This is a genomic window from Romboutsia sp. 1001713B170207_170306_H8 (assembly GCF_015550495.1).
GTDB lineage: Bacteria > Bacillota > Clostridia > Peptostreptococcales > Peptostreptococcaceae > Romboutsia_E.
The window spans coordinates 375054-399939 of record NZ_JADNAX010000001.1 but is presented as its reverse complement, the minus strand read 5'-3'; the positions used below and the strand labels follow the sequence as shown (position 1 = coordinate 399939).

General features: G+C 27.4%; 26 protein-coding genes. 6 read left to right on the top strand and 20 right to left on the bottom strand.

What is annotated here, in order from left to right; translation table 11 throughout:
* Window positions 1–102 precede the first annotated feature (102 nt).
* Window positions 103–387 (bottom strand): hypothetical protein, encoded by a 285-nt coding sequence (locus I2A66_RS01920; protein ID WP_124097561.1) that lies wholly within the window; start codon window positions 385–387, stop codon window positions 103–105.
* A 173-nt stretch (window positions 388–560) separates the two neighbouring features.
* Between I2A66_RS01920 and I2A66_RS01915 the strand changes: the two genes are divergently transcribed.
* Entirely contained in the window at window positions 561–860 is a 300-nt protein-coding gene (locus tag I2A66_RS01915; RefSeq protein ID WP_122639608.1) for a DUF1540 domain-containing protein, read from the top strand.
* A 48-nt stretch (window positions 861–908) separates the two neighbouring features.
* On the opposite strand, the gene I2A66_RS01910 is transcribed toward I2A66_RS01915, so the two are convergent.
* The 6 genes from I2A66_RS01910 to I2A66_RS01885 all read right to left on the bottom strand — a co-directional run bounded on the left by I2A66_RS01910 (window position 909) and on the right by I2A66_RS01885 (window position 6680).
* On the bottom strand, window positions 909–1826 hold the full coding sequence (locus I2A66_RS01910; RefSeq protein ID WP_122639609.1) for a SufB/SufD family protein: 918 nt from the start codon (window positions 1824–1826) through the stop codon (window positions 909–911).
* Window positions 1810–2562: an ABC transporter ATP-binding protein gene (locus I2A66_RS01905; protein WP_122639610.1), complete on the bottom strand. Its 753-nt coding sequence runs from the start codon at window positions 2560–2562 to the stop codon at window positions 1810–1812. The genes I2A66_RS01910 and I2A66_RS01905 overlap by 17 nt, the downstream gene beginning before the upstream one ends.
* Window positions 2563–2808: 246 nt before the next feature.
* Complete coding sequence (locus I2A66_RS01900) at window positions 2809–3714, bottom strand: DUF2156 domain-containing protein (protein ID WP_147515511.1); 906 nt, start codon at window positions 3712–3714, stop codon at window positions 2809–2811.
* 25 nt (window positions 3715–3739) lie between these two features.
* Window positions 3740–4462 carry a hypothetical protein gene (locus I2A66_RS01895; RefSeq protein ID WP_195250839.1) on the bottom strand — a complete coding sequence of 241 codons (723 nt, stop codon included), beginning with the start codon at window positions 4460–4462 and terminating at the stop codon, window positions 3740–3742.
* A 56-nt stretch (window positions 4463–4518) separates the two neighbouring features.
* Window positions 4519–5586, bottom strand: coding sequence for a hypothetical protein (locus I2A66_RS01890; RefSeq protein ID WP_195250837.1), 1068 nt, complete (start codon window positions 5584–5586; stop codon window positions 4519–4521).
* 431 nt (window positions 5587–6017) lie between these two features.
* Window positions 6018–6680, bottom strand: coding sequence for a TIGR00266 family protein (locus I2A66_RS01885; protein ID WP_122638154.1), 663 nt, complete (start codon window positions 6678–6680; stop codon window positions 6018–6020).
* Between the two features lie 279 nt (window positions 6681–6959).
* On the opposite strand from I2A66_RS01885, the gene I2A66_RS01880 reads away from it, so the two are divergent.
* Complete coding sequence (locus I2A66_RS01880) at window positions 6960–7730, top strand: hypothetical protein (protein WP_122638155.1); 771 nt, start codon at window positions 6960–6962, stop codon at window positions 7728–7730.
* A 46-nt stretch (window positions 7731–7776) separates the two neighbouring features.
* On the opposite strand, the gene leuB is transcribed toward I2A66_RS01880, so the two are convergent.
* Entirely contained in the window at window positions 7777–8898 is a 1122-nt protein-coding gene (gene leuB / locus I2A66_RS01875; protein ID WP_122638156.1) for a 3-isopropylmalate dehydrogenase, read from the bottom strand.
* Between the two features lie 221 nt (window positions 8899–9119).
* Between leuB and I2A66_RS01870 the strand changes: the two genes are divergently transcribed.
* A complete protein-coding gene (locus I2A66_RS01870) occupies window positions 9120–10049 on the top strand; it encodes a LysR family transcriptional regulator (RefSeq protein ID WP_122638157.1) in 930 nt (309 codons plus the stop codon).
* 75 nt (window positions 10050–10124) lie between these two features.
* On the opposite strand, the gene I2A66_RS01865 is transcribed toward I2A66_RS01870, so the two are convergent.
* The 6 genes from I2A66_RS01865 to I2A66_RS01840 all read right to left on the bottom strand — a co-directional run bounded on the left by I2A66_RS01865 (window position 10125) and on the right by I2A66_RS01840 (window position 15276).
* Window positions 10125–10646, bottom strand: a complete 522-nt coding sequence (locus I2A66_RS01865; protein WP_122638158.1) for a DUF6143 family protein — start codon at window positions 10644–10646, stop codon at window positions 10125–10127.
* Window positions 10647–10648: 2 nt separating this feature from the next.
* The gene (locus I2A66_RS01860) at window positions 10649–11215 is read right to left on the bottom strand and encodes a DUF6143 family protein (protein ID WP_147515515.1); all 567 of its coding nucleotides are present in this window, start codon (window positions 11213–11215) and stop codon (window positions 10649–10651) included.
* 144 nt (window positions 11216–11359) lie between these two features.
* On the bottom strand, window positions 11360–11740 hold the full coding sequence (locus I2A66_RS01855) for a DUF1667 domain-containing protein (protein WP_147515516.1): 381 nt from the start codon (window positions 11738–11740) through the stop codon (window positions 11360–11362).
* 1 nt (window position 11741) lies between these two features.
* Complete coding sequence (locus I2A66_RS01850) at window positions 11742–12986, bottom strand: NAD(P)/FAD-dependent oxidoreductase (protein WP_195250835.1); 1245 nt, start codon at window positions 12984–12986, stop codon at window positions 11742–11744.
* Window positions 12976–14433, bottom strand: a complete 1458-nt coding sequence (locus I2A66_RS01845) for an NAD(P)/FAD-dependent oxidoreductase (RefSeq protein WP_122638162.1) — start codon at window positions 14431–14433, stop codon at window positions 12976–12978. Before I2A66_RS01845 ends, I2A66_RS01850 begins: the two co-directional genes overlap by 11 nt.
* A gap of 192 nt (window positions 14434–14625) precedes the next feature.
* Complete coding sequence (locus tag I2A66_RS01840; RefSeq protein ID WP_195250833.1) at window positions 14626–15276, bottom strand: MgtC/SapB family protein; 651 nt, start codon at window positions 15274–15276, stop codon at window positions 14626–14628.
* Between the two features lie 595 nt (window positions 15277–15871).
* On the opposite strand from I2A66_RS01840, the gene I2A66_RS01835 reads away from it, so the two are divergent.
* Both I2A66_RS01835 and I2A66_RS01830 read left to right on the top strand, forming a co-directional pair.
* Entirely contained in the window at window positions 15872–16342 is a 471-nt protein-coding gene (locus tag I2A66_RS01835; RefSeq protein ID WP_207734710.1) for a YeeE/YedE thiosulfate transporter family protein, read from the top strand.
* 89 nt (window positions 16343–16431) lie between these two features.
* Window positions 16432–17106 (top strand): Crp/Fnr family transcriptional regulator, encoded by a 675-nt coding sequence (locus I2A66_RS01830; protein WP_207734709.1) that lies wholly within the window; start codon window positions 16432–16434, stop codon window positions 17104–17106.
* 100 nt (window positions 17107–17206) lie between these two features.
* Here the strand turns inward: I2A66_RS01830 and I2A66_RS01825 are convergent, their stop codons facing one another.
* The 3 genes from I2A66_RS01825 to recA all read right to left on the bottom strand — a co-directional run bounded on the left by I2A66_RS01825 (window position 17207) and on the right by recA (window position 21132).
* On the bottom strand, window positions 17207–18181 hold the full coding sequence (locus tag I2A66_RS01825; protein ID WP_147515519.1) for a hypothetical protein: 975 nt from the start codon (window positions 18179–18181) through the stop codon (window positions 17207–17209).
* Between the two features lie 122 nt (window positions 18182–18303).
* Window positions 18304–19845: a ribonuclease Y gene (gene rny / locus I2A66_RS01820; RefSeq protein WP_122638167.1), complete on the bottom strand. Its 1542-nt coding sequence runs from the start codon at window positions 19843–19845 to the stop codon at window positions 18304–18306.
* Window positions 19846–20076: 231 nt separating this feature from the next.
* Window positions 20077–21132: a recombinase RecA gene (gene recA / locus I2A66_RS01815; RefSeq protein WP_122638168.1), complete on the bottom strand. Its 1056-nt coding sequence runs from the start codon at window positions 21130–21132 to the stop codon at window positions 20077–20079.
* A gap of 391 nt (window positions 21133–21523) precedes the next feature.
* Here recA and gloA2 point away from each other — a divergent pair, with 391 nt between their 5' ends.
* On the top strand, window positions 21524–21916 hold the full coding sequence (gene gloA2 / locus I2A66_RS01810) for an SMU1112c/YaeR family gloxylase I-like metalloprotein (protein ID WP_122638169.1): 393 nt from the start codon (window positions 21524–21526) through the stop codon (window positions 21914–21916).
* A 50-nt stretch (window positions 21917–21966) separates the two neighbouring features.
* On the opposite strand, the gene pgsA is transcribed toward gloA2, so the two are convergent.
* From pgsA to mnmH, 3 genes are read right to left on the bottom strand one after another with little or no spacing between them, the layout of a single operon-like run.
* Window positions 21967–22509, bottom strand: coding sequence for a CDP-diacylglycerol--glycerol-3-phosphate 3-phosphatidyltransferase (pgsA, locus tag I2A66_RS01805; RefSeq protein ID WP_147515520.1), 543 nt, complete (start codon window positions 22507–22509; stop codon window positions 21967–21969).
* Window positions 22496–23833, bottom strand: a complete 1338-nt coding sequence (gene rimO / locus I2A66_RS01800; protein WP_122638171.1) for a 30S ribosomal protein S12 methylthiotransferase RimO — start codon at window positions 23831–23833, stop codon at window positions 22496–22498. The genes pgsA and rimO overlap by 14 nt, the downstream gene beginning before the upstream one ends.
* Window positions 23827–24885: a tRNA 2-selenouridine(34) synthase MnmH gene (gene mnmH / locus I2A66_RS01795; protein ID WP_147515521.1), complete on the bottom strand. Its 1059-nt coding sequence runs from the start codon at window positions 24883–24885 to the stop codon at window positions 23827–23829. Before mnmH ends, rimO begins: the two co-directional genes overlap by 7 nt.
* Between the last annotated feature and the right edge of the window lies 1 nt (window position 24886).

Genomic DNA, 24886 nt, shown 5'->3' with positions numbered 1-24886 from the left:
CATTTTAATCTAATTTTTGCCATATTCCTTATTCATAAAATTAACTTAAGTCAATTCTCAACAATTATAAAAATAGAGGAAGTAATATACTTCCCCCTTATTTTATAATTTATAATTTTGTTCTATCCATACATGCATTGCTCTTCTTACTTGATTTTCTTTAACTTCATCAAACATAGTTCCTTCATTAGTTGTATATGTTTGAACTAAGTTTTCCACATTTGGCGGATATGCTAAAAAGTGGCCATCTTTATTTTCAAATCCAACACTTATTATATCGTATTGATCTCCATGTTCATTTAATACTACTCCATATTCTACTTCTTTTGCATTACCATTTGATTTTACTAATTTCACATACTGATTTTTTGCTAATTTGTTTAACATAAAAAAGTCATCCCTTCTCTTAGTTTTTATTATTATTACCATTTTATATTGCTAATATGATAATCTCCTAATAATGAATTCTATATTTACCAAAAATAAATTAAATGTAATACTATAATTTTCTTATTTTTTCACATAATAAATTGTGATTAAAGAATTAGGAGGTAAATAATATGTCAAATTTAAATTGTTCCGCAACTAATTGTGGATATAATAATTCTGGTAATTGCTATGCTGGTAAAATAAATGTAGATGGTAAAAGTGCAACAACTACATCAAATACTTATTGTTCAACATTTGTAAGTGGTCATAATTCTTCTTTTACTAACTCAACTAATTGTAACTGCACTAAACCAGATGATATAAAATGTGATGCAGTTAACTGTACTTATAATGATAATAAATATTGCAAGGCTGAATCAGTTAAAATTAATGCACATGATGCAAGCTGTGAAACTTTTATGCCTAGATAAAGAAAAAGTCTAACTCTAAATTAAAGAGTTAGACTTTTTCTTTATCTTTTAATTTAAAAATGCCTCAACAATTACACCTTCTGCTTCTTCTTCATCCATTCCAAAAGTTTGTAATTTTATAAGCTGCTCATTATTTATTCTACCTATAGCTGCCTCATGTACCATCTGTGCATCAGTATGATTTGCAGCTATTTCAGGTACAGATCTTACCTTAGCTTGATCCATTATTATAGAATCACATTGTACATGTGCCTTACATTTATCATTCCCAACAACTGCTGGATGGAATATTTGTTGTGAATTATTTTTTGCTACAGATCTAGATATTACTTGAACAGTTGCATCTTCTCCATTTAAATATACTGTCATATTTGATTCTGCAATCTGATTATCATGCGTCATCAGCTTTTCTATTACTACTAATTTTGCTCCTTTTGCAAGATTTGCAGTTGTTTCTCTTATAGTGGAATTTACACCTGCAATTTGTACCATTTCCATTTCACAGTAAGAGTTTTCTTCCATATTAACTATAGTTGTTGGATTTAATACTCTTTCTCCATCTCCTTTTCCTTCTCCATAATGTTTCTCGACATACTTAAGCTTTGCATCTTTTTTTATATTAAAAGTATGAACACCATCATGTTGACTTTTAGCATGTCCATCATTATGAATTCCACAACCTGCAATGATTAGTATGTCTGAGTTTTGCCCTATTTCAAAATCATTATATACTAAATCATTTAAACCTGACTCAGTTATGACTACAGGAATATGAACACTCTCGTGTTTCGTATTTTCCTTTACAATTATATCTATACCTGGCTTATCTTCTTTTGGAATAATATTTATATTTTCTGTACAGTGTCTTTGCACTCCCTTACCATTACTTCTTATATTAAAAGCACCAGTTGGTGTATCTGATATATCTGCAATAGTTTTTAATAGATCTTTAGTATCTTGATTCATGAGTAATTGCCACCTCTCTTCCCTTGCAACCACATTGTCTATTTATATCAACTTCTAATAAGGGTAGTATATCTTCTTTTGTTCCATTATGTTGTATTCTTCCATCTCCAATGACTATAATTTTATCAGCTAAATTTATAATTCTTTCTTGATGTGAAATTATAATTATTCCTTGATTTTTATTTTCACTAAACCCTTCAAAAGTATCTACTAGCATAGAAAAGCTCCATAAATCTATACCTGCTTCTGGTTCATCATATATTGAAAGCTTAGGATTTCTAGCCATAAGCGAAGCTATCTCTATTCTTTTAAGCTCTCCTCCAGATAAAGATGAATCTATTTCCCTATTTATATACTCCTTAGGACATAATCCTACTGATGATAAGTATTGACAACATCTTTCTTCTTCTATATTTTGTGACGCTGCAAGCTTTAAAAGCTTTTTGACAGTAACCCCTTTAAATTTTGGTGGTTGTTGAAATGCATATCCAATTCCAAGTTTTGCACGATCTGTTATGCTCCTATTAGTTATATCAATTTCATTAAATAATATTTGTCCACTACTTGGCTTTTCTATTCCCATTATAAGCTTAGCCAGTGTTGATTTTCCTCCACCGTTAGGACCTGTTATAACTACTATTTCTCCATCTTTAACAGAAAAACTGATATTATCAACTATTTCTGTCTTACCTTCATTGTTCTCAATCTTAAAAGATACGTTTTTAAGTTCAAGCATATTAACCCCTCTCTTCTGCTTTTAAAATAAGTTCTCTAATAATAATTATAGTATTTTACTGTTATTTTGACATTACTATTTTCTAGAATATAATTTACATTTTATTTGATAAATAAATATTTTTATTCTTATTTTAAATGGTATATTTTAATAGTAAAAAGATGTGCTTAAATTAAGCACATCTTTTATTTTTATATTTATTATTTCCAAGTCTATCCTAATTATTACAATTTATGTTTAGTATATTTATATGATTTTAGTTATATACTTTTCTATAAATCTACACGGATGATAAGACATCTTTGTTTCTCTAATATTCGCTATTCCCATATCATCTTCTCTATTTACAAAACCTTCATTATCAAATTCATTTATTAAGAACTGCTGATTTATAAACGTATAAAGACCTCTTATATTAGTATTAGCTTTTTCTGTATGAATTAATACCATATCATTATTTAATTTTTCACCAATTGTAAATGCTTGCAAAGTTTCATCTATATAAATACCTGCTATTTTTAATATATCTTTTAACTTATCATAATTATATAAAATATCTTTTACCCCCATAAATTCATATTTCATTTTAATATCAAATTCATCTTTAAACTGTTTATTTATATACCATAATTTCATAAAATTTAAACATTCCTTAAAATCTTCATTTTTAAGAAGCTTATATTCATATCTTCCACTATATTCTTTCACAAAACTATTTATATGATTTCTCTTTTTTCTATTTCCTCTTCCTTTTAACTCCTTCAAATCCTTTGCATAGTATATATAATCAAATGAATCTCTATCTTCATTAAATTTAAATTGTCCTTTATATTTATCCTGTAAATATAAAACTTCACTTTTACTTATACCCTTTAAATATATACTTCTATTTTCATATTTAAAATAATCTAATACAAAATCAACTGCCTTATAAATACTATCTAACATTGCTAACACATATATATCTAGTTCATTACTTTCATGTTCTTCGAGTATTAGCAAAAAATCTTCATCAGTATAATACTTTGTATTATATGCATATTTCCACATATACAATGTAGTAAAGTTAAAATCACAAGAGTCTCTATTTGATTTTAAAGTAAACTTATCAATTTCTTGCTTAGAGTCTATACTAATGTCTTTAAATATCATAATCTGCTCCTTAAGTTGCATATATTTACTTGAATCTCTCCCAGTATACCTTATCTTCTGATTGTACAGATTTAAAGTTTTCTCTTATAACTCTACAAATATAATATGCCTTTTCTCTTATTATGGGATAACTTAATTCACTAGGTATTTCATCTCCATCATAAAATAATAATTTAAATATTTCTGCCCTATCTTCATTAGGATAAGTTTTAGAATATGTATTTATAAAACAAATACCTTCACTTGAATCACTATCAACCACTGTATTAGAATAATCATTTTCATATCCAATATAAGAGTAATTATACTTAGCATCATTAATTAAAAAATTATTCCATGATTGAAAATCATCACTATATTTACTTATCCTATTATCAATAATGTGCATTAACTCATGTTGCATATTATATTTTATATTAAACATAGATTGTTCTCCATCTAATACAATGCAGTTTCTCTTTAAATCATTATCACTATATGCATAACCTACTGGACTACTTATTGCATCATCTGCATTAGAACTTAACTTTCCAGTTATATATATATTGACTCCTGTCAATGAATTTTCATCAATTTCACTGCAAAGTTCATCTATAAATCCTCTTGGAAGCTTTGATAAAACATCATCTATTCCCCTTAATGCTCCTATTATATTATCTTCATTTTTTAACACCTCTCCTGTAAAATCTGGAAAATTCCCTATTGCATCCTCCTTTATAAATATATCTACATTATACTTTTCATTCATACTTTTTACTAATTCTTCTGCATCATTATAATTACTTACTTTCTTTTCTAATGTATTTAAATTTTCATATCTATAAGTAAAAATTGTGTATTTGCTATATCAATATCACATTCTTGATATTCATTTAAACCTATTATAGCAACGTCTTTATTGTCAGAGAATGCTCCGAATTTATAAGTATACTCTGATTCTGTAAATAATTTTTCTTTATATATTAAATCACCATCTTCAATGGAATATATCCTGTAATTTTCTTTATCTAGATTATTATTTTCATATTCATATGTCATTATAAAATTACTATCTGCAAATAGTATCATTTCCTTATCGCTAGGATTTTCTAAGCTAATAGAATACATATATTCTTTATCTTTTGATGAATATATATCTATATTGCTAGTATTATAATGCTGAACAACTGTAGTATCCTTATATATATAAGGCATAGTGTTACTTATATTTTCATCTTCATAAATACTTTTATCAACTTTATTATAGATAAGTGTTTTTTCTTCATATAGATTTGAATTTAAGCACTGAATTAGTAATAATTTATCATTTAGAACACTCGCACATATTTTATCGTATTCTTCTGATAAATCTATTAAAACTTCTCTTTCACCATTAAAATCAACTTTATATAATATAGCCTCTTTTGTCATATAGTACTTATCCTTAGAATAAAATATATAATTTTCTACATCATTTTCATTTTCTACTATTCTATTATCTAGATATTTCTCTAAAGTAGGTTTGCTTTCTATTTTCTCATATAAAACAAAGTTTGACATATCATATAAGGCAAAAGAACTATCTTCAAATTTCATTATTTTAGGATAAAATATAAAATCTACCCAGTCTTGATAAATAAGCTGTCCTGTACTTAAATCATATGCTTTAAATCCAGTTTTATCATTCTTTATATCACAAGAAGAAATTATTATAATATTTTCATCATAAAAATCAATATCTGTAAATTCTATCCCTTCTTCTTTTTCTATATAAGACAGTTCATAAACTCTATCAGAAATTAAATCACCTTTAAATCTATGGTTAATGGAACTAGATACAGATACTATAAGTATTATAATCAACATAGATACTATTTTAATACTATTTTTCATTAATTACTCTCCTTATTAAATTAAACACCTTATCCTTGTATACTATATGAATAATATTATTAGTGTTTACTTTATATAAAAACATTACTTAATCTTCTCTACTTACCATTAAATAGCCTTCTAGATATTAACTTTATTTTTAGTATTATTTCATAAAAATTCGATTTAGTTTTTAAAGTTAACATAAAAAAAGAAAGTCTTTATGTTGTCTTATACACAAAAACTTTCTTTTTTATCAACTTAATCTACTTTTAGGGAATTAAGTAAAAATTAATGAGCCTGCACTACATCCAAGTATCTTTATACTTATATCTTGGTTTTGTATCAAATATGCTACTGCAAATATATTATTTCTAAACTAAATATAATAATCTTTTGCATTGTCAATAAGACTAAATCTATTACAGTTAGATATAATATACAATTAAAATTTATCCATTCGTTGGTACTACTATGGGTTTCCTAGTCTGAATCCAAATTTTTCCTGGACCTCTAAATTTAGCAACAAATCCTTCACCACTTAGAAAAGATGATGCCAATCCGCCTCCAGCTAACTCTGTAGAAAATTCCATATCATTTTCCCATAATACTAGATGACTTGAATCTACAATATATTCTTCTCCTATACCTAAATTTATCTCATATATAGAACCGCAAGAATTTACAAATAAAGTACCTGATCCCACAGTTCTTAATCCAAATATACCTTCTCCACTACCAAATATACCTTTTACTTTAGCTTTAGTTTCTAATGTTATTCCTTCAGTACATGCTAGAAAATTTCCATTACTTATTCTATATTGCTTACTTCCATCTAATTCTACCTTTGTTATATCACCTGACATCGTAGGAGCTAGTAGTATTTCTCCATCTGATATTGCTTTGTACTCTTGAAGTAATGCAGACTCTCCTGACATAACTCTACCAAGCATTTTGCCTATGCCTCCTGCCTTAACCTTAAGATCAAATGTTGGAGTCATAGCTACCATAGATCCTGCTTCCACTCTAAAAATATCTCCTCTATTTGCATTTATTTTTAATATTCTGCTGTCTCCTTGACATAATAGTTCAAATTTATCTGTATTTTGATTCATAACTACCCCCTATTATCTATGATAAATTTATAATATCAGTTATGCTATTTCATATCAATCTAAACAATGTTACAGTATTGTAAATTAACATATTACGTATATATTTATTTAAGTATATATCTAAAATATAATTTCTATTTACATTCATTTAAATATATATTTTTAACAGATATTAAATATATTTTTGTAATAAAATGTAAATCTAATTGTTATATTTTTTATCTTTTTCTATTATATAATATATTTATACATATATTATTCATTAATCAGGGGGGTAAAATGAAAATATCAAAGCTAACTTTAATACTTATTCCTATAATAAGCGTTTTTCTTATCATATTTTATAAATTAAACACTAAAAGTATAATGTCTACTGCTATGGAAATCGAAAATTACAATATAGATATTATAAATTCAACATTATATGAAGATTATCTACTAACTAAGTATACTGTTGAAACTTTAGATGGATCTCAAATATCTGAGGATACAGCTAAAGTAATTCCTAAAATAATTTTAAATAATTCTAATTGTAACGAAATTATTTTGGGTGAAAATGATTTATCTGAATTTAAAAGAGAAGTAACTTCTATATTTATACCTCTGAGCAAATCATTTAACTCTCTTAAAATAGAGTATCTAATCAAGTCATCTAATACTAACAATATTAAAAAATTAGTATTTAATAATGCTCTATTAAAATCGGATACAGAAAATAATCTATCTAAATATTATAATATTAATAAGAAAATAGAGTTTAATGAATTTAATATTCAACTAAAGAGTTTACTTGTTGAAGATGATAAAGCACTCCTTTATTTCTTTACAGAAAACACTAAATTAAATGAAGATAATTATATTGTAAAACTTAAATCTAATGATTTTGAAGATATTTTCTTTATTGAAAAAGTTAATAACTTAAAGGAAAAAAATCTGGCTCATTACTATGTTCCTATGAATTATAATAGTGGTGATATTGACTTTAGCAATATTGAAATACATCTTATAAATGTTGATGATTATACTGAAACCTTAATATATAATAATTAAAGTAGTGGCAAGATTTTATTAATAAAATCTTGCCACTACTTTAAGTTTACATTGCTATTTTTCTCATATTATAATTATTTTTATTTGATTCTTTTATACAACTACAAATTAAATCTCCCATTTTATCTGTTCCAACTAATTTTGTACCTTCACTGTAAATATCTTCTGTTCTATATCCTCTATTAATAACTTCTTCTATTGATTTTTCTATAATATTAGCTTCATCATCTAACTTAAATGAATATCTAAGCATAAGTGCAACTGATAATATAAGTCCAATCGGATTTGCTTTATTCTTTCCTATTATACTTTCATCTGGATGATGTAATTGATTTGGTGTAAATAGTCCTTTACCGTTAGAATCTATTTCAGCTGAAGGTAGCATACTTGCTGTACCTGTTATTTGACTAAGTTCATCAGCAAGTATATCACCAAACATATTAGAAGTAAGTATAACATCAAACTTATCCGGATTTAATATTACTTCCATAGCTGCAGTATCCACAAGATGATGCTTAACTTTTATATTAGGGTAATTTTTTGATGTTTCATTTACTACATCCTTCCAAAGTTTAGAACTTGCTAATATATTAGATTTATCTATACTTGAAACTTTTTTATTTCTTATAATAGCAGAAGAAAAAGCTCTATTTGCTGATTTTTTTATTATTTCTTCATTATAATATTCTAAGTCACTTGCTTCTCTACCAAATTTACCTGTATAAGATTTCTTTTCCCCACAAATTACACTCCCAGCCAAATCTCTTACAATAAGAATGTCTATACCTCTTGAAATTATATTATCTTTCAATGGAGAGAATTCTTTTAAGTTTTGATTTAATGTTATTGGTCTTAAATTAGAAGTTAAATTAAGAGCTTCCCTTATTTTTAAAATTGCCTTTACTGGTTTTTTACATAATGATACAGAATTCCACTTACTTCCTCCTACATTTCCTATTATTACAGCATCACTTTCTAAACAAGCTTCTAAACTTTCCTTCGGTAGTGGATCTCCAAACTTATCTACAGCTTCTCCTGCACCAACTACTTCCTCTATTTTAAAATTATGATTATATATATTTGAAATTGTATTTAATACCTTTACTGCTTCCTTACTTATTTCAGGACCTATTCCATCCCCTTTTATTAATACAATCTTATAATTCATTAATCCGCTCCTTTTTATTTAATATATAAATATTATTTTTAATTATTTTAACTTATATTTTCATAGTAAACTTAAATACTTATAATGTAAAATATATAAATTTATATATTCCTCATACAAAAAAATGTATGTATAAATGTTTTCCATCTAAATAAATGTATTTATATTTTTATAAAAGTTAAATATAATTTAGATTAGTAATTTATATAAAGGAGGATTTGATGAATTCTAAAAAATTAAAATATATTATTACAATCGCTGAACTAAAAAGTATTTCAAAAGCCGCATCACATCTATTTATATCTCAACCATCACTAAGTAATATAGTATCAAATATCGAAAAAGATTTAGGAGTTCAACTTTTTAATCGAACTACTAATCCAATTTCACTTACTTATGCTGGTGAAAGATATGTTGAAACAGCAAAAGAAATTCTAAGATTAGAACATAATCTAAAAAAAGAATTTAGTGATATTTCAAATATGAAAAAAGGAAAAATAACTCTAGGTATACCGTCTGTAAGAGGTACATATGTACTACCTTTTATATTACCTAGATTTTCAGAAAAATACCCAGGTATTGAAATTGAAATTATAGAAGGAGACTCTAACTTCTTAGAAGAATCTTTAATTTCTGGGAAGGTTGACTTAGTTTTCACATCTCTACCAAGTAATAATAAGAAAATAACCTGTGAGGTTCTATACGAAGAAAAAGTAATGCTTGCATCTAAAAAGGGGTATTTAGGAAAAGACTATTTACTTCCCAACACCTCAAATGTGATTGATATAAACAAGCTTAAAGATGTTGATTTTATACTAACTAAAAGAAATCACAGAATAAGAAATCTAACTGAAAGACTTTTTAATTTTTTTGATTTTAAACCAAATGTTATTTTAGAAACCTCTAATACTGCTACTGCATTTAGATTAGCAACGTCTGGCCTTGGAGTTTGTTTTGTTTCTGAAATGATTTTAAATACTACTAAAGCTATTTATGATTTTGATTTATTTCATTTAGAAAATACACCTATAAAATGGGATATTGCTGTTTTATATTTAAACAATTCTTATTTAAACATTGCTGAAAGATATTTTATAGATTTAGCCAAAAGTGTTTTGATTGAGAACTCTAAAAATGATATTAAAAATTAAAATAGGGAGCTCTTATGCTCCCATTCTTTTTATTTATTTTTATAAATAATGCCATATAATTATAATCTAATACATTTAGATAATTTCTTCCCACCATGCAAAAGACATAATACAACCTCCACTTTGTTGAGTATTAATTATATATGCCTCTATTATATAGTTCATACCTGGATATAATATAACAGAACCCGATGGATTCCCTTTAAAGTTCTGATATGGACCAACAGAAAAAGTCTCTGGACTTATTCCTTCAATTATACTTATATCTTCGCCATAATATATTTTGCCTAATTTTTTTAAATCTTTTTTATCACCTTTATTACCTGATGCTATATTATATGATTCAAATAAGTTTCCTTTTAGTCCAGACTGATAGTATACATTTTCAACAAAAGGAACATCTGATAAGTTTGCTACTAATACTTTATTTACATATATTTTAGCACCAGAGTTTATTGGATTAGATAAAACACCTACTGCATTAAGTCCTGGTTTGACCTTAATCACTCCAGTTTTACCTCTAAAGTATTTTTGCTGTTTATTTTGTATATATCCACTACTTATATCTGCAATATAATACGGATATGATTTATCCATTTCTAATCACCCTCTACTATTTTTATAGGTTCTTCCCACCATATAAACGATACAATTCCTTCTCCTTCTTTAGTAGAATCAGATAAATAAAGTTCAATAACAACCTCCATGCCTGGATACAGTATTACCGATCCACTATCATCTCCTAGTAAATTACTATACGGTAGTATCATCGATGTTCGTGTACTTACTCCGTTGCTTATTTTTATATCTTCTCCATAATATATTTCACTATGAGCTTTTGTATTTTTTCCATAAGGTGCATTACTTGATATTATATTATTAGATTTGATTAAATTACCCGTCGCACTTGCCGAATAGTATATATTTTCAGTAACTACTACATCTGATATATTAGCTACGATAGTATTATTAACATATACAATAACCTCTGAATTTTTAGGATTTTTCAATGTAACAACAGAATTTACTCCTCTTTTGAGTTTTACAACTTCTGATTTTCCTCTATAATATTTATTTTCATTATTTTGTATATGTCCACTACATACATCTGATACATAATAAGGGCTTAATTTTTTAATCCCACATTCATTGTACTGATTTTTCATATCAATGTCCCCCATAAAAATTCTAAAAATTACTCAATATTATTATATGACTATATCTACAGAGAGTTCCTTTTACATTATATTCTGTATCTTGAATAAAAATAAGATGTAAAAATAATTTACATCTTATTCCTATAACGACATTTATAATTTTTCTACAGTTTTTGCACTTACAATATTAACACCTGTGTTTAGTATATTTTTTATTATTATATCTCCTACTTTTATCGGAGCATCTACTTTTATTTTATCTAGTTCTTTCATTACTTCAAACATCAAATTTTTTGGTATTGATGATTCTGTTTTAACTGGAAGTAAATGCAAATACGAATTTCCAAGCTTTACAGTGGTAGTTATAACTCTTTTGGGGTTTGTAAGCTCTTCTTTTGCATACTTTTCTCCCCTTTTACAATTATTCCCTTCTACTTTAAAATCGTCTCCTAAACATTCTACACTTAACTTACATCCCATTGGACAAACTATACATGTAAGTTCTTTTTTAGCTAAAACTTCTTCTAAACTCATTTTAAGCCTCCTCTACACTTACAGATATATTGCCTGTAATATTTTTTAATAAATCTTTACTTATATTAATACTTTCCATCTCGGATGGTATCATATGTTTTCTTTTCTTTTCTAAAATAATTTCATTATTGCTTTTTACAACGAGCTTTTTATTTTTATATATATTTCTTACTCTCATAAATAAATTAACATCTTCATCATTTGATGTATCTATATTTTGAGGTACTATATACCCTATACCTTCTCCAGCTTCAGTACTCACTGTATCATTTTTTTCTAACTTACTTAGACAATACTTAGCTGCATTTCTACCAGCTATTCTACTTTCCTTTGTAACAAAATCAACTAAATCATGAACATGAACAACATTTCCACAAGCAAAAACGCCATCCAAATTAGTTGACATTGTATTATTAACAATAGGTCCACTAGTTCTCATATCTAAATTTACACCCGCACCTACACTTAGCTCATTTTCTGGTATTAATCCTACTGATAATAAAACTGTATCACATTCTATAAATTCATCCTGATCTGGTATTGGATTTCTATTTTCATCTAGCTTTGATAAAGTTACTCCACTAACCCTTTCTTTTCCATCTATATAACTTATAGATGTACTTAGTTTTAGAGGTATATTAAAATCATCTAGACACTGAACTATATTTCTAGTAAGACCACTTGAGTGAGGATTTATTTCTACAACTGCTTTTACCTTAGCACCTTCTAAAGTCATACGTCTAGCCATTATAAGACCTATATCTCCTGATCCATAAATAACTACTTCTTTTCCTACCATATATCCTTCCATATTACTTAGTCTTTGAGCTGCCCCTGCGGTGTATACTCCAGCTGGTCTATATCCGGGAATATCTATAGCTCCTCTAGTTCTTTCTCTACATCCCATTGCCAAAACTATAGCATCAGCTTCTATATTTATTAATCCATCTTCTCCAATAGCTTCTATTGATTTATTTTCATTTATATTAAGTACCATTGTATTTAGCATGTAATCTATATTTTCTTTTTTTACCATTTCTATAAACTTACCTGCATACTCAGGTCCTGTTAGTTCTTCCTTAAATTCATGCAGTCCAAAGCCATTATGTATACACTGATTAAGTATTCCACCAAGTTCTCTATCTCTTTCTATTATAAGAACATTTTCTATACCATTTTTTTTAGCTTCAACTGCTGCTCCCAGTCCTGCTGGTCCCCCACCTATAATTACAATATTATATCTCAACTAAATCACCCCTTAATTCTTTTACTTTTCCTAAAACCACATTAGAATTTTCATAATCCTTTAATATTTCTTCAACAGGTACATTTAATTCTCTTGATAAAATCTCTATTACTCTAGGTCCACAAAATCCACCCTGACATATTCCCATACCTGGTCTAACCCTTCTCTTAACTCCATCTACAGTTCTTGCTCCACAAGGTCTATTTATAGCATCTACTATTTCACCTTCTGTTACACTTTCACATCTACAAATAATCTTTTTATATCTTTCATCCTTTTTTATTAATTCATTTTTTTCTTCTATACTCATTTGTGAAAACGCCTTATGCTTTTCTCTTATTGGATTAAAGTTTTCTTTTGTTTCTAATTCTAATCCTTCTTCTTTTAAAATCTCTATCACATATTCGCCAACAGCTGGTGCTGATGCTAATCCAGGTGATTCAATACCTCCAACATTTATAAAGTTCTTAGATATATCTGATGCAAATATACAAAAATCTCCTGTAGATGATGTTGCTCTAAGTCCTGCAAATGATGTTATAGTTTTTCTAAAGTTTATATTTTCAATTGTTTTTTTAGACGCTTCTACAATTTCTTGTATACCATTTTTACTTGTAGTTATATCTTCCTTATCTTCAACTTCGTTAGCATTTGGACCAATCATTAAGTTTCCATGAACAGTTTGAGTAACTAATACTCCTTTTCCTTTTTCACTTGGACATTGGAATAATACATGATTTGCAATCTTTCCTTCTGATTTATCAAGTATCTTATACTCACCTTTTCTAGGAATTATATAATATTCATTTCCTCCTATCATATTGTTTATTTTATCAGCATACACTCCTGCCGCATTTATTACATATTTAGACTTTATAATTCCTTGCGATGTCTTTATATTAAATATATCATCTTCTTTTTTTATATCTAATACTTCACTTTGAAGTTTCAATTCTACACCATTATTTATTGCATTTTCCATAAGTGCTATATTTAAGTTAAATGGACAAACAATACCTGCACTTTCACAAAGCAAAGCTCCAACTACATTTTTGTTAATATTTGGCTCTATAGAAATTACTTCTTCTCCAGTTAATAATTTAAGACCTTTAGAGTTATTTATTAATCCTCTTTTATAAAGAGATTCAAGATGTTTTTTCTCCTCTTCATTAAATGCTAATACCAAAGATCCTATTTGCTTAAATTCTACTCTTAAATCATTACATAACTGTGGATATAACTCATTTCCCCTAACATTTAATTTAGCCTTTAAACTTCCTTCTTTAGCATCAAATCCACCATGTACTATAGCACTATTTGCCTTTGTTGTTCCTTGACATACTTCAACTCCCTTTTCAATTACAATAACATTTATATCATATTTAGATAGCTCTCTTGCAATGGCACTACCTGTTATACCAGCTCCTATTACTGCTATATCATACATACTTTTACCCCCATATTTATATTAGTTTTTGAAAAAATATAGAGAGCCCCCTACACTATTTATATTTGTATAGGAGGCTCTCTCTACTCTTCGCCCAATTATTAATTTTTCCTTCAAACGTTTTCCTGTTGATTTAATTAAATTATACTTAATATTATTTTTACTGTCAATAAAATATTCACTAGTTAATTTTTAAACATACTTTACAGAAATTTCCTCATTTATCTTTGATATTTCTTCTAGCAATTTAATATGATCTATACTTTTATCATCACTTAATTTTAGTTTAAATATCAAAGTATTATCATTTTTATCCATAGAAAAATTTATATCATTCTTACTCATATCACATAGTAACTTTACTAGCTTATCTATAGACATACCTTCATTCATTGTAATAATTATATTTATACTTTTTTGTCTTTTACGCCACATCTCCATATATTGTAGCGCATATAGTACTATAATCAAAAATATCCAAGATACTAAGGCAAGAAAGTAATATCCATATCCAATAGCTATTCCTATACAAGCTGTAGACCATATTCCAGCAGCTGTAGTCAATCCTTTTACACCGCTAGATGTTTTAAGTATTGTTCCTGCACCTAAAAAACCTATCCCTGATAACACTTGTGCTGATAACCTAGCTGGATCTAAATTAGCAGTACCACTATACTGTAAAAATAATTCGAGTAAAATTATTGATGATATACAAGAACCTAAAGATACTAGTATATGGGTTCTAAATCCTGCAAATTTATTTAATCTTTCTCTTTCTATACCTGTTACTCCACCTACTACTAATGCTAATAATAATCTTAAAAATATTTCTCTTTCACCCATATACTTACTCCCCTTACTACATTAATTAAATAATCTTCAAAAAAATAGGGAAATGAAGTCTATAATATCATTTCCCTTGCCTTAATTACTAGAATATTCTATGTAAACTATAATGTCAAATAGTTTTTATTTATCATTTAAATCCATTTTCTTTATTTTTATATTAAAATATCAATTCATTATATGATAAAGTCACAGAGTTTATTTTTGTAATTTGTTATATTAAATAAGCATTAAAATTAAATAATGAATCCTACGAAGAAACAAACTATAAATGCAATATTAACGCAAATAAAGGGTTTCTATGAAGATATGTAACTATGTTTATAGAAAGATTTTTCTATTATTTGGTCAAGATTTGCTGGTGGATGTACAAATGGACATATGATGATGGGTATGATGCAATCTAGTATAAGCGGTTATGTATTTGCAGCTGTAGTATTTACCGTTGCAATTCCAACAGCAATAATAAGTAAAAATAAATTATAATTAAGGAGATTACAATATAAAAATATTACTTGGTATAATATTAGGTTCATTCTTTGGATATGCATTATATAAAGCTGGTGCTACTAACCCTAGAAAATTATTAGCAATGTTAAGATTAGAAGACTTAGATTTAGTAAAGATTACACTATTCGCTATAGGTCTTCCAAGTGTGTTACTATCTATTGCTAACTATATAGGTATTTTCGATATAAGTCACTTGGATATAAAAACTTTAAATACAAGGTTTATAATAGGAGGAATTATATTTGGACTATTATTTGGTGTTGCTGGTACTTGTTCTAGAACTTGTGTAGGTGCAGCAAGTGGTAGTAATTTTAAAAAAGCTATAAGTACAATCCTTTGTGGATTACTTAGTGCCTTTGCTTTCTCAATATCATATGGATATTTAAATGAAAGAGGACTTATATCTGGATTTAATTTAGGAAATATGACTTTATTTAACTTATCTCCTAAGTATCCATCAGTATTTAATATAGGCTTCATAGGATTATTTATAGTTGTAATATTATTTATGTTAGGTGGATACCTACTGCCTAAGTCTATTATAAAAAAATAAGTTTATAAATATTAAACTAATGTGTATATTAATATGTATATTTATTAATATACACATTTTTCTATAAATAATATTGATTGGAGGAATTTATGTTGGATATAGATAAAATTGAAATTTTAAAAGAAAATTTATCTTTTTACAATAATTTATCACCTGAAGAAATTAAGGACTTAATGTCTAAAAGTTATTTATCATCATATAAAAAAAGGGAACTAGTTCACAATAAAAACTCTACTTGTACTGGAGTTTTAATAACAATCTCAGGTCAATTTCGAGCTTTTATATCTGCTCCATCAGGAAGAGAGTTAACCCTTTTTAGATTGCTTGAAAGGGATATCTGCATATTATCTGCTGGCTGTGCATTTAAAAATATTACATATGATGTAAATCTAGAATCAGAAGAGCAATCTTTAGCGCTTATTATTGATAGTTCATTTTTTAATGAATTATCTAAGTCTAATACTCATGTGTTAAACTTTTTACTTAATCTAACTCAAGATAAGTTATCTAATGTTATGGGTGTTTTAGAACAGGCTATTTTTTTTAGTTTAGACTCAAGAATTTCTAATTTACTAATAGAACAATCCAATTTTACAAATTCTAATGTTCTTTATATAACTCATGAATCTATTGCAAATCATTTAGGTTCTGCAAGGGAAGCTGTAAGTAGAATACTAAAAAAATTTGAGAAAAATAAAATTATAGAAATTAATAGAGGAAAGATAAAAATTCTTAATATAGATGCTCTTAAAGCTTTATCTTAATTATAAAAAAAGAGTTCATTTTCTAGTACTAGATTCGTATATCTATACTAATTTAATGAACTCTCTTCATTCTTTTTTTAAAGATTTTGTCTTCTTATCACTATCTATTCTTTTTCTTATCTAAGCATTTCTCAGGATATATATGTATTAACTCCCACTTATTATTTTTATTATTTTTATAATCAGCTATCTTTATATCTACACCATTAGTTAATTGGTAAAATAGAACATAATATTCATTTTTGTTTTTATCTTTAAAATATGCCTTTTTTTTATATCCATCTTGTGTAATCTCTATATTTCCATCTACTAGTGAACACCAATCTCTATATTCAATTTCTATAAATGATTTTGCATCATATTTCCAACCATGATAAGGTGCACATAAATAATTCTCACCTAAGTACTCCATATCTTTAATTTTATATGTATGACCTTCTTTTTCTAAATAAATATATCCATAGTAGTAAGCAAATAAACCTAATTTTTCTTTTGAGCCTTCTATAACCTCTAGCTCTACAAAATACTTTAATTCACTAGATTCCTCTTCCTCTGAGTCTACCTTATTTAGTTTAATTAAATTAATATGTAATTTATTTTCAAATGATTTTAAATACTCATTATAAGAATACTTTAACTTATAAGAACTAGATAGAAAATTATATGCTACTGGATAAGGTCCTTTGGTATCACCTAAACTTCCACAACCTGTATTAGTATCCTCAGTAGGATTTGCAGCTTCTCTAAGTACACTAAAGTAATTTATTATAGTATCTTCTGGTGATTTCATAAGTTCTTTTGGTAAAGTTATATTCATATAATTATTTCCATAAAAATTATATAGTTCATTTTCTCTTTTATCATTTAATATTGGCATGTTTGATGGTCTAAAAAATCTTTCTAAATTAGAAAACTCTTCTTCATTTCTTACATCAAACTCGCATGTTGTGCAATCTTCTTTTATATAAGTTCCACCTAGTATTAATGTATTATCATTAACTTCATATCCATTTATTTTAATTGTACTCCCGATTAAAAATACTATAACTATAAAAATAATTTTAATCTTAAACATAACTTTAACCTCTCCGTCCATATATAAATTATTACTTATTATGTTTAATTCTTATATTTATAATACTAAATATTAATAAAAAAACCTGTCTTAAGATTTCTTATCTTAAAACAGGTTTCATTTTATTTTGCATATTCTATTGCTCTAGTCTCTCTTATTATACTAACTTTTATTTGACCTGGATATTCAAGCTCATCTTCAATTCTCTTAGTCATTTCTCTGGCTAGTAAGTGTATTCCTTCATCTGAAACATTTTCTGGCTTAACCATTATTCTAATTTCTCTACCAGCTTGTATTGCAAATGATTTTTCTACACCTTCATATGAGTTAGCTATTTCCTCTAACTTCTCTAATCTCTTAATATATGCTTCAAGAGTTTCTCTTCTAGCTCCTGGTCTAGCTGCAGATATTGCATCTGCTGCAGTTACTAATACAGCTTCTATTGTTTGAGGCTCATAATCTCCATGGTGAGTACTCATAGCATGTATTACTTCTTTAGATTCCCTATATCTTCTAAGTAAATCCATACCTATTTCTACATGAGTTCCTTCCATCTCATGGTCCACTGCTTTACCTATATCATGAAGTAAACCAGCTCTTTTTGCTAATTTTACATCAGCTCCAATTTCAGCCGCCATTATACCAGCTATATGAGCTACCTCTATAGAGTGTTTTAATACATTTTGTCCATAACTAGTTCTATAGTTAAGTCTACCTAATAATCTAACTAATTCTGGATGTAATCCATGAACTGCGGTTTCAAAAGTTGCTTGTTCCCCATATTCTTTAATTATATTATCGACTTCTTTTCTAGCTTTTTCTACCATTTCTTCGATTCTAGCTGGATGTATTCTACCATCTGCTATAAGTTTTTCAAGTGCAATTCTTGCAACTTCTCTTCTTATTGGATCGAATCCAGATAAAATTACTGCTTCTGGTGTATCATCTATTATAAGATCAATTCCAGTTGCTGTTTCTAGAGTTCTTATATTTCTACCTTCTCTACCTATGATTCTTCCCTTCATTTCATCATTAGGTAAGTTAACTACTGTTACAGTAGTTTCTGCAACATGATCTGCTGCACACTTTTGGATGGCATAACCTATAATTTCCCTTGATTTTTTCTCAGCTTCTTCTTTAGCTTGAGTTTCTATTTCTTTTATCATTATAGACATTTCACGTCTAACTTCTCTCTCTGCTTTGGATAATATAATTTCCTTTGCTTCATCTGATGTTACACCTGATATGCTTTCTAATTTTTCTAGTTGTTGATTCTTTATAGTTTCAACTTCTTCTTCTTTTGTTTGAACCACTTTTAATTTTTCATTAAGATTAGATTCTTTAGATTCTAAATTTTGTAATTTTTTATCTAATGCCTCTTCTTTTTGCACTAATCTATTCTCAAATTTCTGTAATTCGTTTCGTCTAGACTTATGTTCTCTTTCTACGTCTGTTCTTAACTTATGAATTTCTTCTTTAGCTTCTAATAGCTTTTCTTTTTGTAATGTTTCTGAGTCTCTTTCTGCTTTATCTAAAATCTCTTTAGCTAGTTGATCTGCTTGACCAATTTTTGCTTCAGAAATATTTTTTCTTACAAAATATCCAACTCCAACACCAACAAGCACCGCTACTACGCCTATTGCTATCGTTTCTATGACATCCACCTCCTTTGTAATAATCCCAAAATGTCACCTTTGCAACTTCAAAATTTTATTATTAAGTAAACTATGCTACATAATAAACTATATTCAAAGAATAATCTTCTTATATATGTCTAATAGAGTACATTTTCATACTCTATTAGAAAATTATTTTACATAATTTATCCTTACTTAATTTTATTATTTTTTCTAGCTTATGTCAAGTTAATAGGATTAATAGGAGGTATTGATTTTTTATTCTTCAAAGTTATCTATACTTTCGTTGTCTTCATGATCTGCTGCATTATCTTTTGCCTCATCTAACTTATAATGAGCTCTTACTTTTGTATCTATTTCATTAGTTAAATCCATATTATCTTGTAAGAACTTTTTAACATTTTCTCTACCTTGTCCAAGTTTTATATCATTATAGCTATACCAAGCTCCAGACTTTTTAACTATATCTATGTCTGCTGCTATATCTAATAAGTCACCTATTTTAGATATACCTTCTCCATACATTATATCAAATTCTGCTTGTTTAAACGGTGGAGCAACTTTATTCTTTACTACCTTAACTCTTGTTCTACTTCCTAAAACTTTATCACCTTGTTTTATAGTATCTATTTTTCTAACATCAAGTCTTACTGATGAATAGAACTTAAGTGCTCTACCACCTGTAGTAGTTTCAGGATTACCAAACATTATACCAACTTTTTCTCTTAATTGGTTAATGAATATTGCAACACAGTTAGATTTCTTTATTGATCCTGTTAGTTTTCTTAGTGCTTGAGACATAAGTCTTGCTTGAAGACCAACGTGAGAGTCTCCCATATCCCCTTCAATTTCAGCTCTTGGAACTAATGCCGCAACTGAGTCAACTACTATTATATCTATTGCATTACTTCTTATTAATGCTTCTGTTATTTCTAGTGCTTGTTCTCCTGTATCTGGTTGAGATATTATTAAGTTATCTATATCTACTCCTAATGCTTTTGCATAAACTGGATCTAGTGCATGTTCTGCATCTATGAATGCCGCTATTCCACCTTGTTTTTGAGCTTCTGCCACAGTATGAAGAGCAACTGTTGTTTTACCTGAAGATTCTGGTCCATATATTTCTACTATTCTACCTTTTGGAAGTCCCCCTATACCAACAGCTATGTCAAGTCCAATTGAACCTGTTGGTATAACATCTATATTCATAGATGTCGCTTCTCCAAGTCTCATTACTGAACCTTTACCAAAGTCTTTTTCAATTTTCCCTAAAGCTAGGTTAAGGGCTTTCAGCTTTTCTTGTTCAATACTCATATTTATATTCTTCCTTTCATCTATTAAATATTAAATTAAATTCTTATCATCAAACATTTGTTCGTATATAATTATACCTTATTACATCTTTCTAGTCAAATTTCTTCATTTAATATATAGACCTATTTTTCACTATAATTCAACAAACGTTGATAGTAAAATTTTACCATACTTATTTCATTTATAAACCCTTTTATAATCTTTTATACTAATTTAATCTATAAATTTTAATATTCCCTAAAATTTATAAGAGTATGTTGAAACCTTCTTACCATCTTATTCTTATTCAATAATCATAATTTTAATTTTTTGCTATATATTTAAACTTTCAATTGAATCTATGAAAATATAAATATACAATTATTATATAAAGTTATTCATAGGGGGTATTATGAAATTAAATAAGATACATCATACAGCTATAATTTGCTCAAATTATGAAAAGTCAAAAAACTTTTATGTAAATATTTTAGGTTTAAAAATTATAAATGAAACTTATAGAAAAGATAGAAACTCATATAAGCTAGATTTACAAGTAGGAGATTGCCAATTAGAACTTTTTTCTTTTGATAATCCACCTAAAAGATCAAGCTATCCTGAGGCCTGTGGACTTAGACATTTATGTTTTGAAGTTAATGACATTGGTGAAGCTATAGATTATTTAAATAACAATGGTATACCTACTGAGAATATAAGAATAGACGAAGTCACTCAGTGCAGATTTACATTTTTTAATGATCCTGATAATCTGCCAATTGAATTATATGAGACTTTTAAAATATAGTTTTCTAAATAATAAAATACCTTGAAGAAAAATATCTTCAAGGTATTTTATTATTTACTTTCCATAAATAATTCTTTATTTTTATATAAGTATTCCCATCCAGAATATAATGTAAGCAATGTAGCAATTAATATACACACAAAACCTATATTTAATAATAAAGTATTATTAAAGTTTGCACCTATTAATAAAACTATTATAGATATCATTTGTGTTATAGTTTTTAATTTTCCTCCACCACTTGCTGCTATAACTTTACCGTCAGCTGCTGCTATGGCTCTTAATATACTTACAGTAAGCTCCCTAGAAACTATTATGATTACCATCCAAGCTGGCACTAACCCTGCTTCTATCATACAAGTTAGTGTTGATATAACTAATAGTTTATCTGCAAGTGGGTCCATAAATTTACCAAAGTCAGTAACTAAGTTGCGACTTCTAGCAATGTGCCCATCCATAGCATCAGTTATAGAAGCTACTATGAATATTATACATGCAATTAAAAATTTACTTGGTATATTAAGTAGCATTACTACTATTAATACAGGTATTAAAAATATCCTAAATAATGTTAATTTATTAGGCAAGTTCATTTATTACATCTCCCATTAAATCATACTCTAATGCATTATTAATCTCTACCATTACGAATTCGCCTGGCTTAAGACTTCTTTTAGACTTTACATAAACTATACTATCTATTTCTTCTGCATCACCTTCTGTTCTTCCCATATAAACATTCTTTTCGATTTGCTCTTCTATAAGAACTTCATATGTTTTACCTATTTTAGTTGCCATAACTTCTTGAGATATTCCTTGTTGTAACATCATAAGTCTATCTCTTCTTTGTTCTTTTATTTCTTGTTCTATATGGCCTGGTAATTTATCTGCTGCAGTTCCTTCTTCTCTTGAGTATGCAAAAGCTCCTAGTCTATCAAACTTGACGATTTGAGCAAATTCTAATAATTCTTCAAAATCTTCTTCTGTTTCACCTGGGAAACCAGTTATTATTGTAGTTCTTAATGTTGCATCAGGTATATTATTTCTTATCATTTCTATTTTTGCTAATATATCTTCTTTAGTTGTGTGTCTATTCATTAATTTAAGTATTTTGTTGCTTGCATGTTGTATTGGCATATCAAAGTAATTACATATGTTATCATACTTTTTAATAACTTGAACTAATTCCTCTGTTATTGATTCTGGATATGAGTACATTATTCTTATCCATTTTATACCTTCTACCTTAGCTAATTCTTCTAATAACTGAGGTAATTTAGCTTCTCCATCATATATATCTGTTCCATAAGTTGTACTATCTTGTGCTATTACTACAAGTTCTTTAACACCTCTTAATGCTAAATCTCTTGCTTCAGCCAATATATCTTCCATCTTTCTACTTTTTTGCTTACCTCTTAACTTAGGTATTATACAATAAGTACAATGTTTATCGCACCCTTCACTTATTTTTAAATATGCCATGTAACTTGGTGTTGAAACATATCTTGGAAGTTCTTCATTGAATGCGAACTCTATATCATTTAAGCTTACTATTTTATTTTCTTTTTCAAGTCCTGCAACAATTTCATCTATATTTTGGTAGCTTCCTGTTCCAACTATTGCATCTATTTCTGGTATTTCTGATTTTAACTCTTCTGAATATCTTTGAGCTAAGCACCCTGTTACTACAAGAAGTTTTAAGTTTCCTGTTTCTTTTAACTGTGCTATTTCAATTATTGTTTCTATAGATTCTTGCTTTGCTGATTCTATAAACCCACAAGTATTAACTAGAGCTATATCAGCCTCTTCCATATTTCCTACTAATTTGTATCCTTTTTTATTTAAGATACCCATCATTATTTCTGCGTCTACTAAGTTTTTTGAACAACCTAATGATTCAAGTGCTATTTTTAACATTCTTCTGCTCCTTTTCTTGCTGTCTTATGAAAATTAATTAATTCTTTCATTGTATCATTTATGTCTTTAAAGTGAATCACTTCATTATATTTATATTGCTGTACAGAATGCATATATAATGGATCATAGTATTCAACTAAGTACTTTTCTACAAGCTCTTCATATTTTTCTTCCTCTAACATTTGTAAATACTCTTCAACTTTTTTATTCCCTAGTCTTTTTTTAAATCTACCTATACATTCTCTTAATATATCTATATTTCCTTCATCTCTATCATAAATATAATCTTTACAAAGTCTTTTTACTCTATCTTCTATATCACATTCTATAAGTATGTGGTATCCATCTCTTATTATTCCTTCATAAATTTCATTTGGTACTAGTACATGACCAACTCTTTTACTTTCACTTTCTATAAACACGTAGTCTGTTTTAGAGTAATACAATGCATTAAATATTCTAGCCTCAAAAGTTTTTTGTGTTGGTGGTTTTTCATCAAATGTTATAAATCCAAATACAGAGCCTGTATTTTTTGCCATTTGTTCTAAATCAACTACATCAATATTATTTTTTTCTAGTTCTACTAACAATTCTGTTTTTCCAACTCCAGTTAAACCATGAAGTACTATGAATTGTTTTTTCTTCATTACATTACTTAAATAATCTATTACATAGTTTCTATATGATTTATATCCACCTTCAAGTTTATATATATCAATTCCAATAGAAGCTAATAGGTTAGCAAAACTTCCGCTTCTCATTCCGCCTCTTGCACAATATATAATTACATGTTCGTATTGCTTTGATAATTCTTTAACCTCTCTATACATATCCTTTAGCTTTGGTGATACAAAATCAAATCCTCTATCTATAGCCTCATGTTTACCTTGAGTTTTATAAATAGTTCCTATTTCATGATGTTCATCATTACTAAATAATGGCATGTTATGAGCATTTAAGATATGGTCATCCTCATATTCTTTTTCTGTTCTTACATCTATAAAAATTGTATTTTTAAGCTTTAAAGCGTCCTCTATATTTATTGTCTTCAAA

What these genes read in the sequence shown, in the direction of transcription:
- I2A66_RS01920 (WP_124097561.1), bottom strand. Translation starts at nt 387, where the DNA reads ATGTTAAACAAATTAGCAAAAAATCAGTATGTGAAATTAGTAAAATCA.
- I2A66_RS01915 (WP_122639608.1), top strand. Translation starts at nt 561, where the DNA reads ATGTCAAATTTAAATTGTTCCGCAACTAATTGTGGATATAATAATTCT.
- I2A66_RS01910 (WP_122639609.1), bottom strand. Translation starts at nt 1,826, where the DNA reads ATGAATCAAGATACTAAAGATCTATTAAAAACTATTGCAGATATATCA.
- I2A66_RS01905 (WP_122639610.1), bottom strand. Translation starts at nt 2,562, where the DNA reads ATGCTTGAACTTAAAAACGTATCTTTTAAGATTGAGAACAATGAAGGT.
- I2A66_RS01900 (WP_147515511.1), bottom strand. Translation starts at nt 3,714, where the DNA reads ATGATATTTAAAGACATTAGTATAGACTCTAAGCAAGAAATTGATAAG.
- I2A66_RS01895 (WP_195250839.1), bottom strand. Translation starts at nt 4,462, where the DNA reads ATGAATGAAAAGTATAATGTAGATATATTTATAAAGGAGGATGCAATA.
- I2A66_RS01890 (WP_195250837.1), bottom strand. Translation starts at nt 5,586, where the DNA reads ATGAAAAATAGTATTAAAATAGTATCTATGTTGATTATAATACTTATA.
- I2A66_RS01885 (WP_122638154.1), bottom strand. Translation starts at nt 6,680, where the DNA reads ATGAATCAAAATACAGATAAATTTGAACTATTATGTCAAGGAGACAGC.
- I2A66_RS01880 (WP_122638155.1), top strand. Translation starts at nt 6,960, where the DNA reads ATGAAAATATCAAAGCTAACTTTAATACTTATTCCTATAATAAGCGTT.
- leuB (WP_122638156.1), bottom strand. Translation starts at nt 8,898, where the DNA reads ATGAATTATAAGATTGTATTAATAAAAGGGGATGGAATAGGTCCTGAA.
- I2A66_RS01870 (WP_122638157.1), top strand. Translation starts at nt 9,120, where the DNA reads ATGAATTCTAAAAAATTAAAATATATTATTACAATCGCTGAACTAAAA.
- I2A66_RS01865 (WP_122638158.1), bottom strand. Translation starts at nt 10,646, where the DNA reads ATGGATAAATCATATCCGTATTATATTGCAGATATAAGTAGTGGATAT.
- I2A66_RS01860 (WP_147515515.1), bottom strand. Translation starts at nt 11,215, where the DNA reads ATGAAAAATCAGTACAATGAATGTGGGATTAAAAAATTAAGCCCTTAT.
- I2A66_RS01855 (WP_147515516.1), bottom strand. Translation starts at nt 11,740, where the DNA reads ATGAGTTTAGAAGAAGTTTTAGCTAAAAAAGAACTTACATGTATAGTT.
- I2A66_RS01845 (WP_122638162.1), bottom strand. Translation starts at nt 14,433, where the DNA reads ATGTATGATATAGCAGTAATAGGAGCTGGTATAACAGGTAGTGCCATT.
- I2A66_RS01840 (WP_195250833.1), bottom strand. Translation starts at nt 15,276, where the DNA reads ATGGGTGAAAGAGAAATATTTTTAAGATTATTATTAGCATTAGTAGTA.
- I2A66_RS01835 (WP_207734710.1), top strand. Translation starts at nt 15,872, where the DNA reads ATGTTAAGATTAGAAGACTTAGATTTAGTAAAGATTACACTATTCGCT.
- I2A66_RS01830 (WP_207734709.1), top strand. Translation starts at nt 16,432, where the DNA reads ATGTTGGATATAGATAAAATTGAAATTTTAAAAGAAAATTTATCTTTT.
- I2A66_RS01825 (WP_147515519.1), bottom strand. Translation starts at nt 18,181, where the DNA reads ATGTTTAAGATTAAAATTATTTTTATAGTTATAGTATTTTTAATCGGG.
- recA (WP_122638168.1), bottom strand. Translation starts at nt 21,132, where the DNA reads ATGAGTATTGAACAAGAAAAGCTGAAAGCCCTTAACCTAGCTTTAGGG.
- gloA2 (WP_122638169.1), top strand. Translation starts at nt 21,524, where the DNA reads ATGAAATTAAATAAGATACATCATACAGCTATAATTTGCTCAAATTAT.
- pgsA (WP_147515520.1), bottom strand. Translation starts at nt 22,509, where the DNA reads ATGAACTTGCCTAATAAATTAACATTATTTAGGATATTTTTAATACCT.
- rimO (WP_122638171.1), bottom strand. Translation starts at nt 23,833, where the DNA reads ATGTTAAAAATAGCACTTGAATCATTAGGTTGTTCAAAAAACTTAGTA.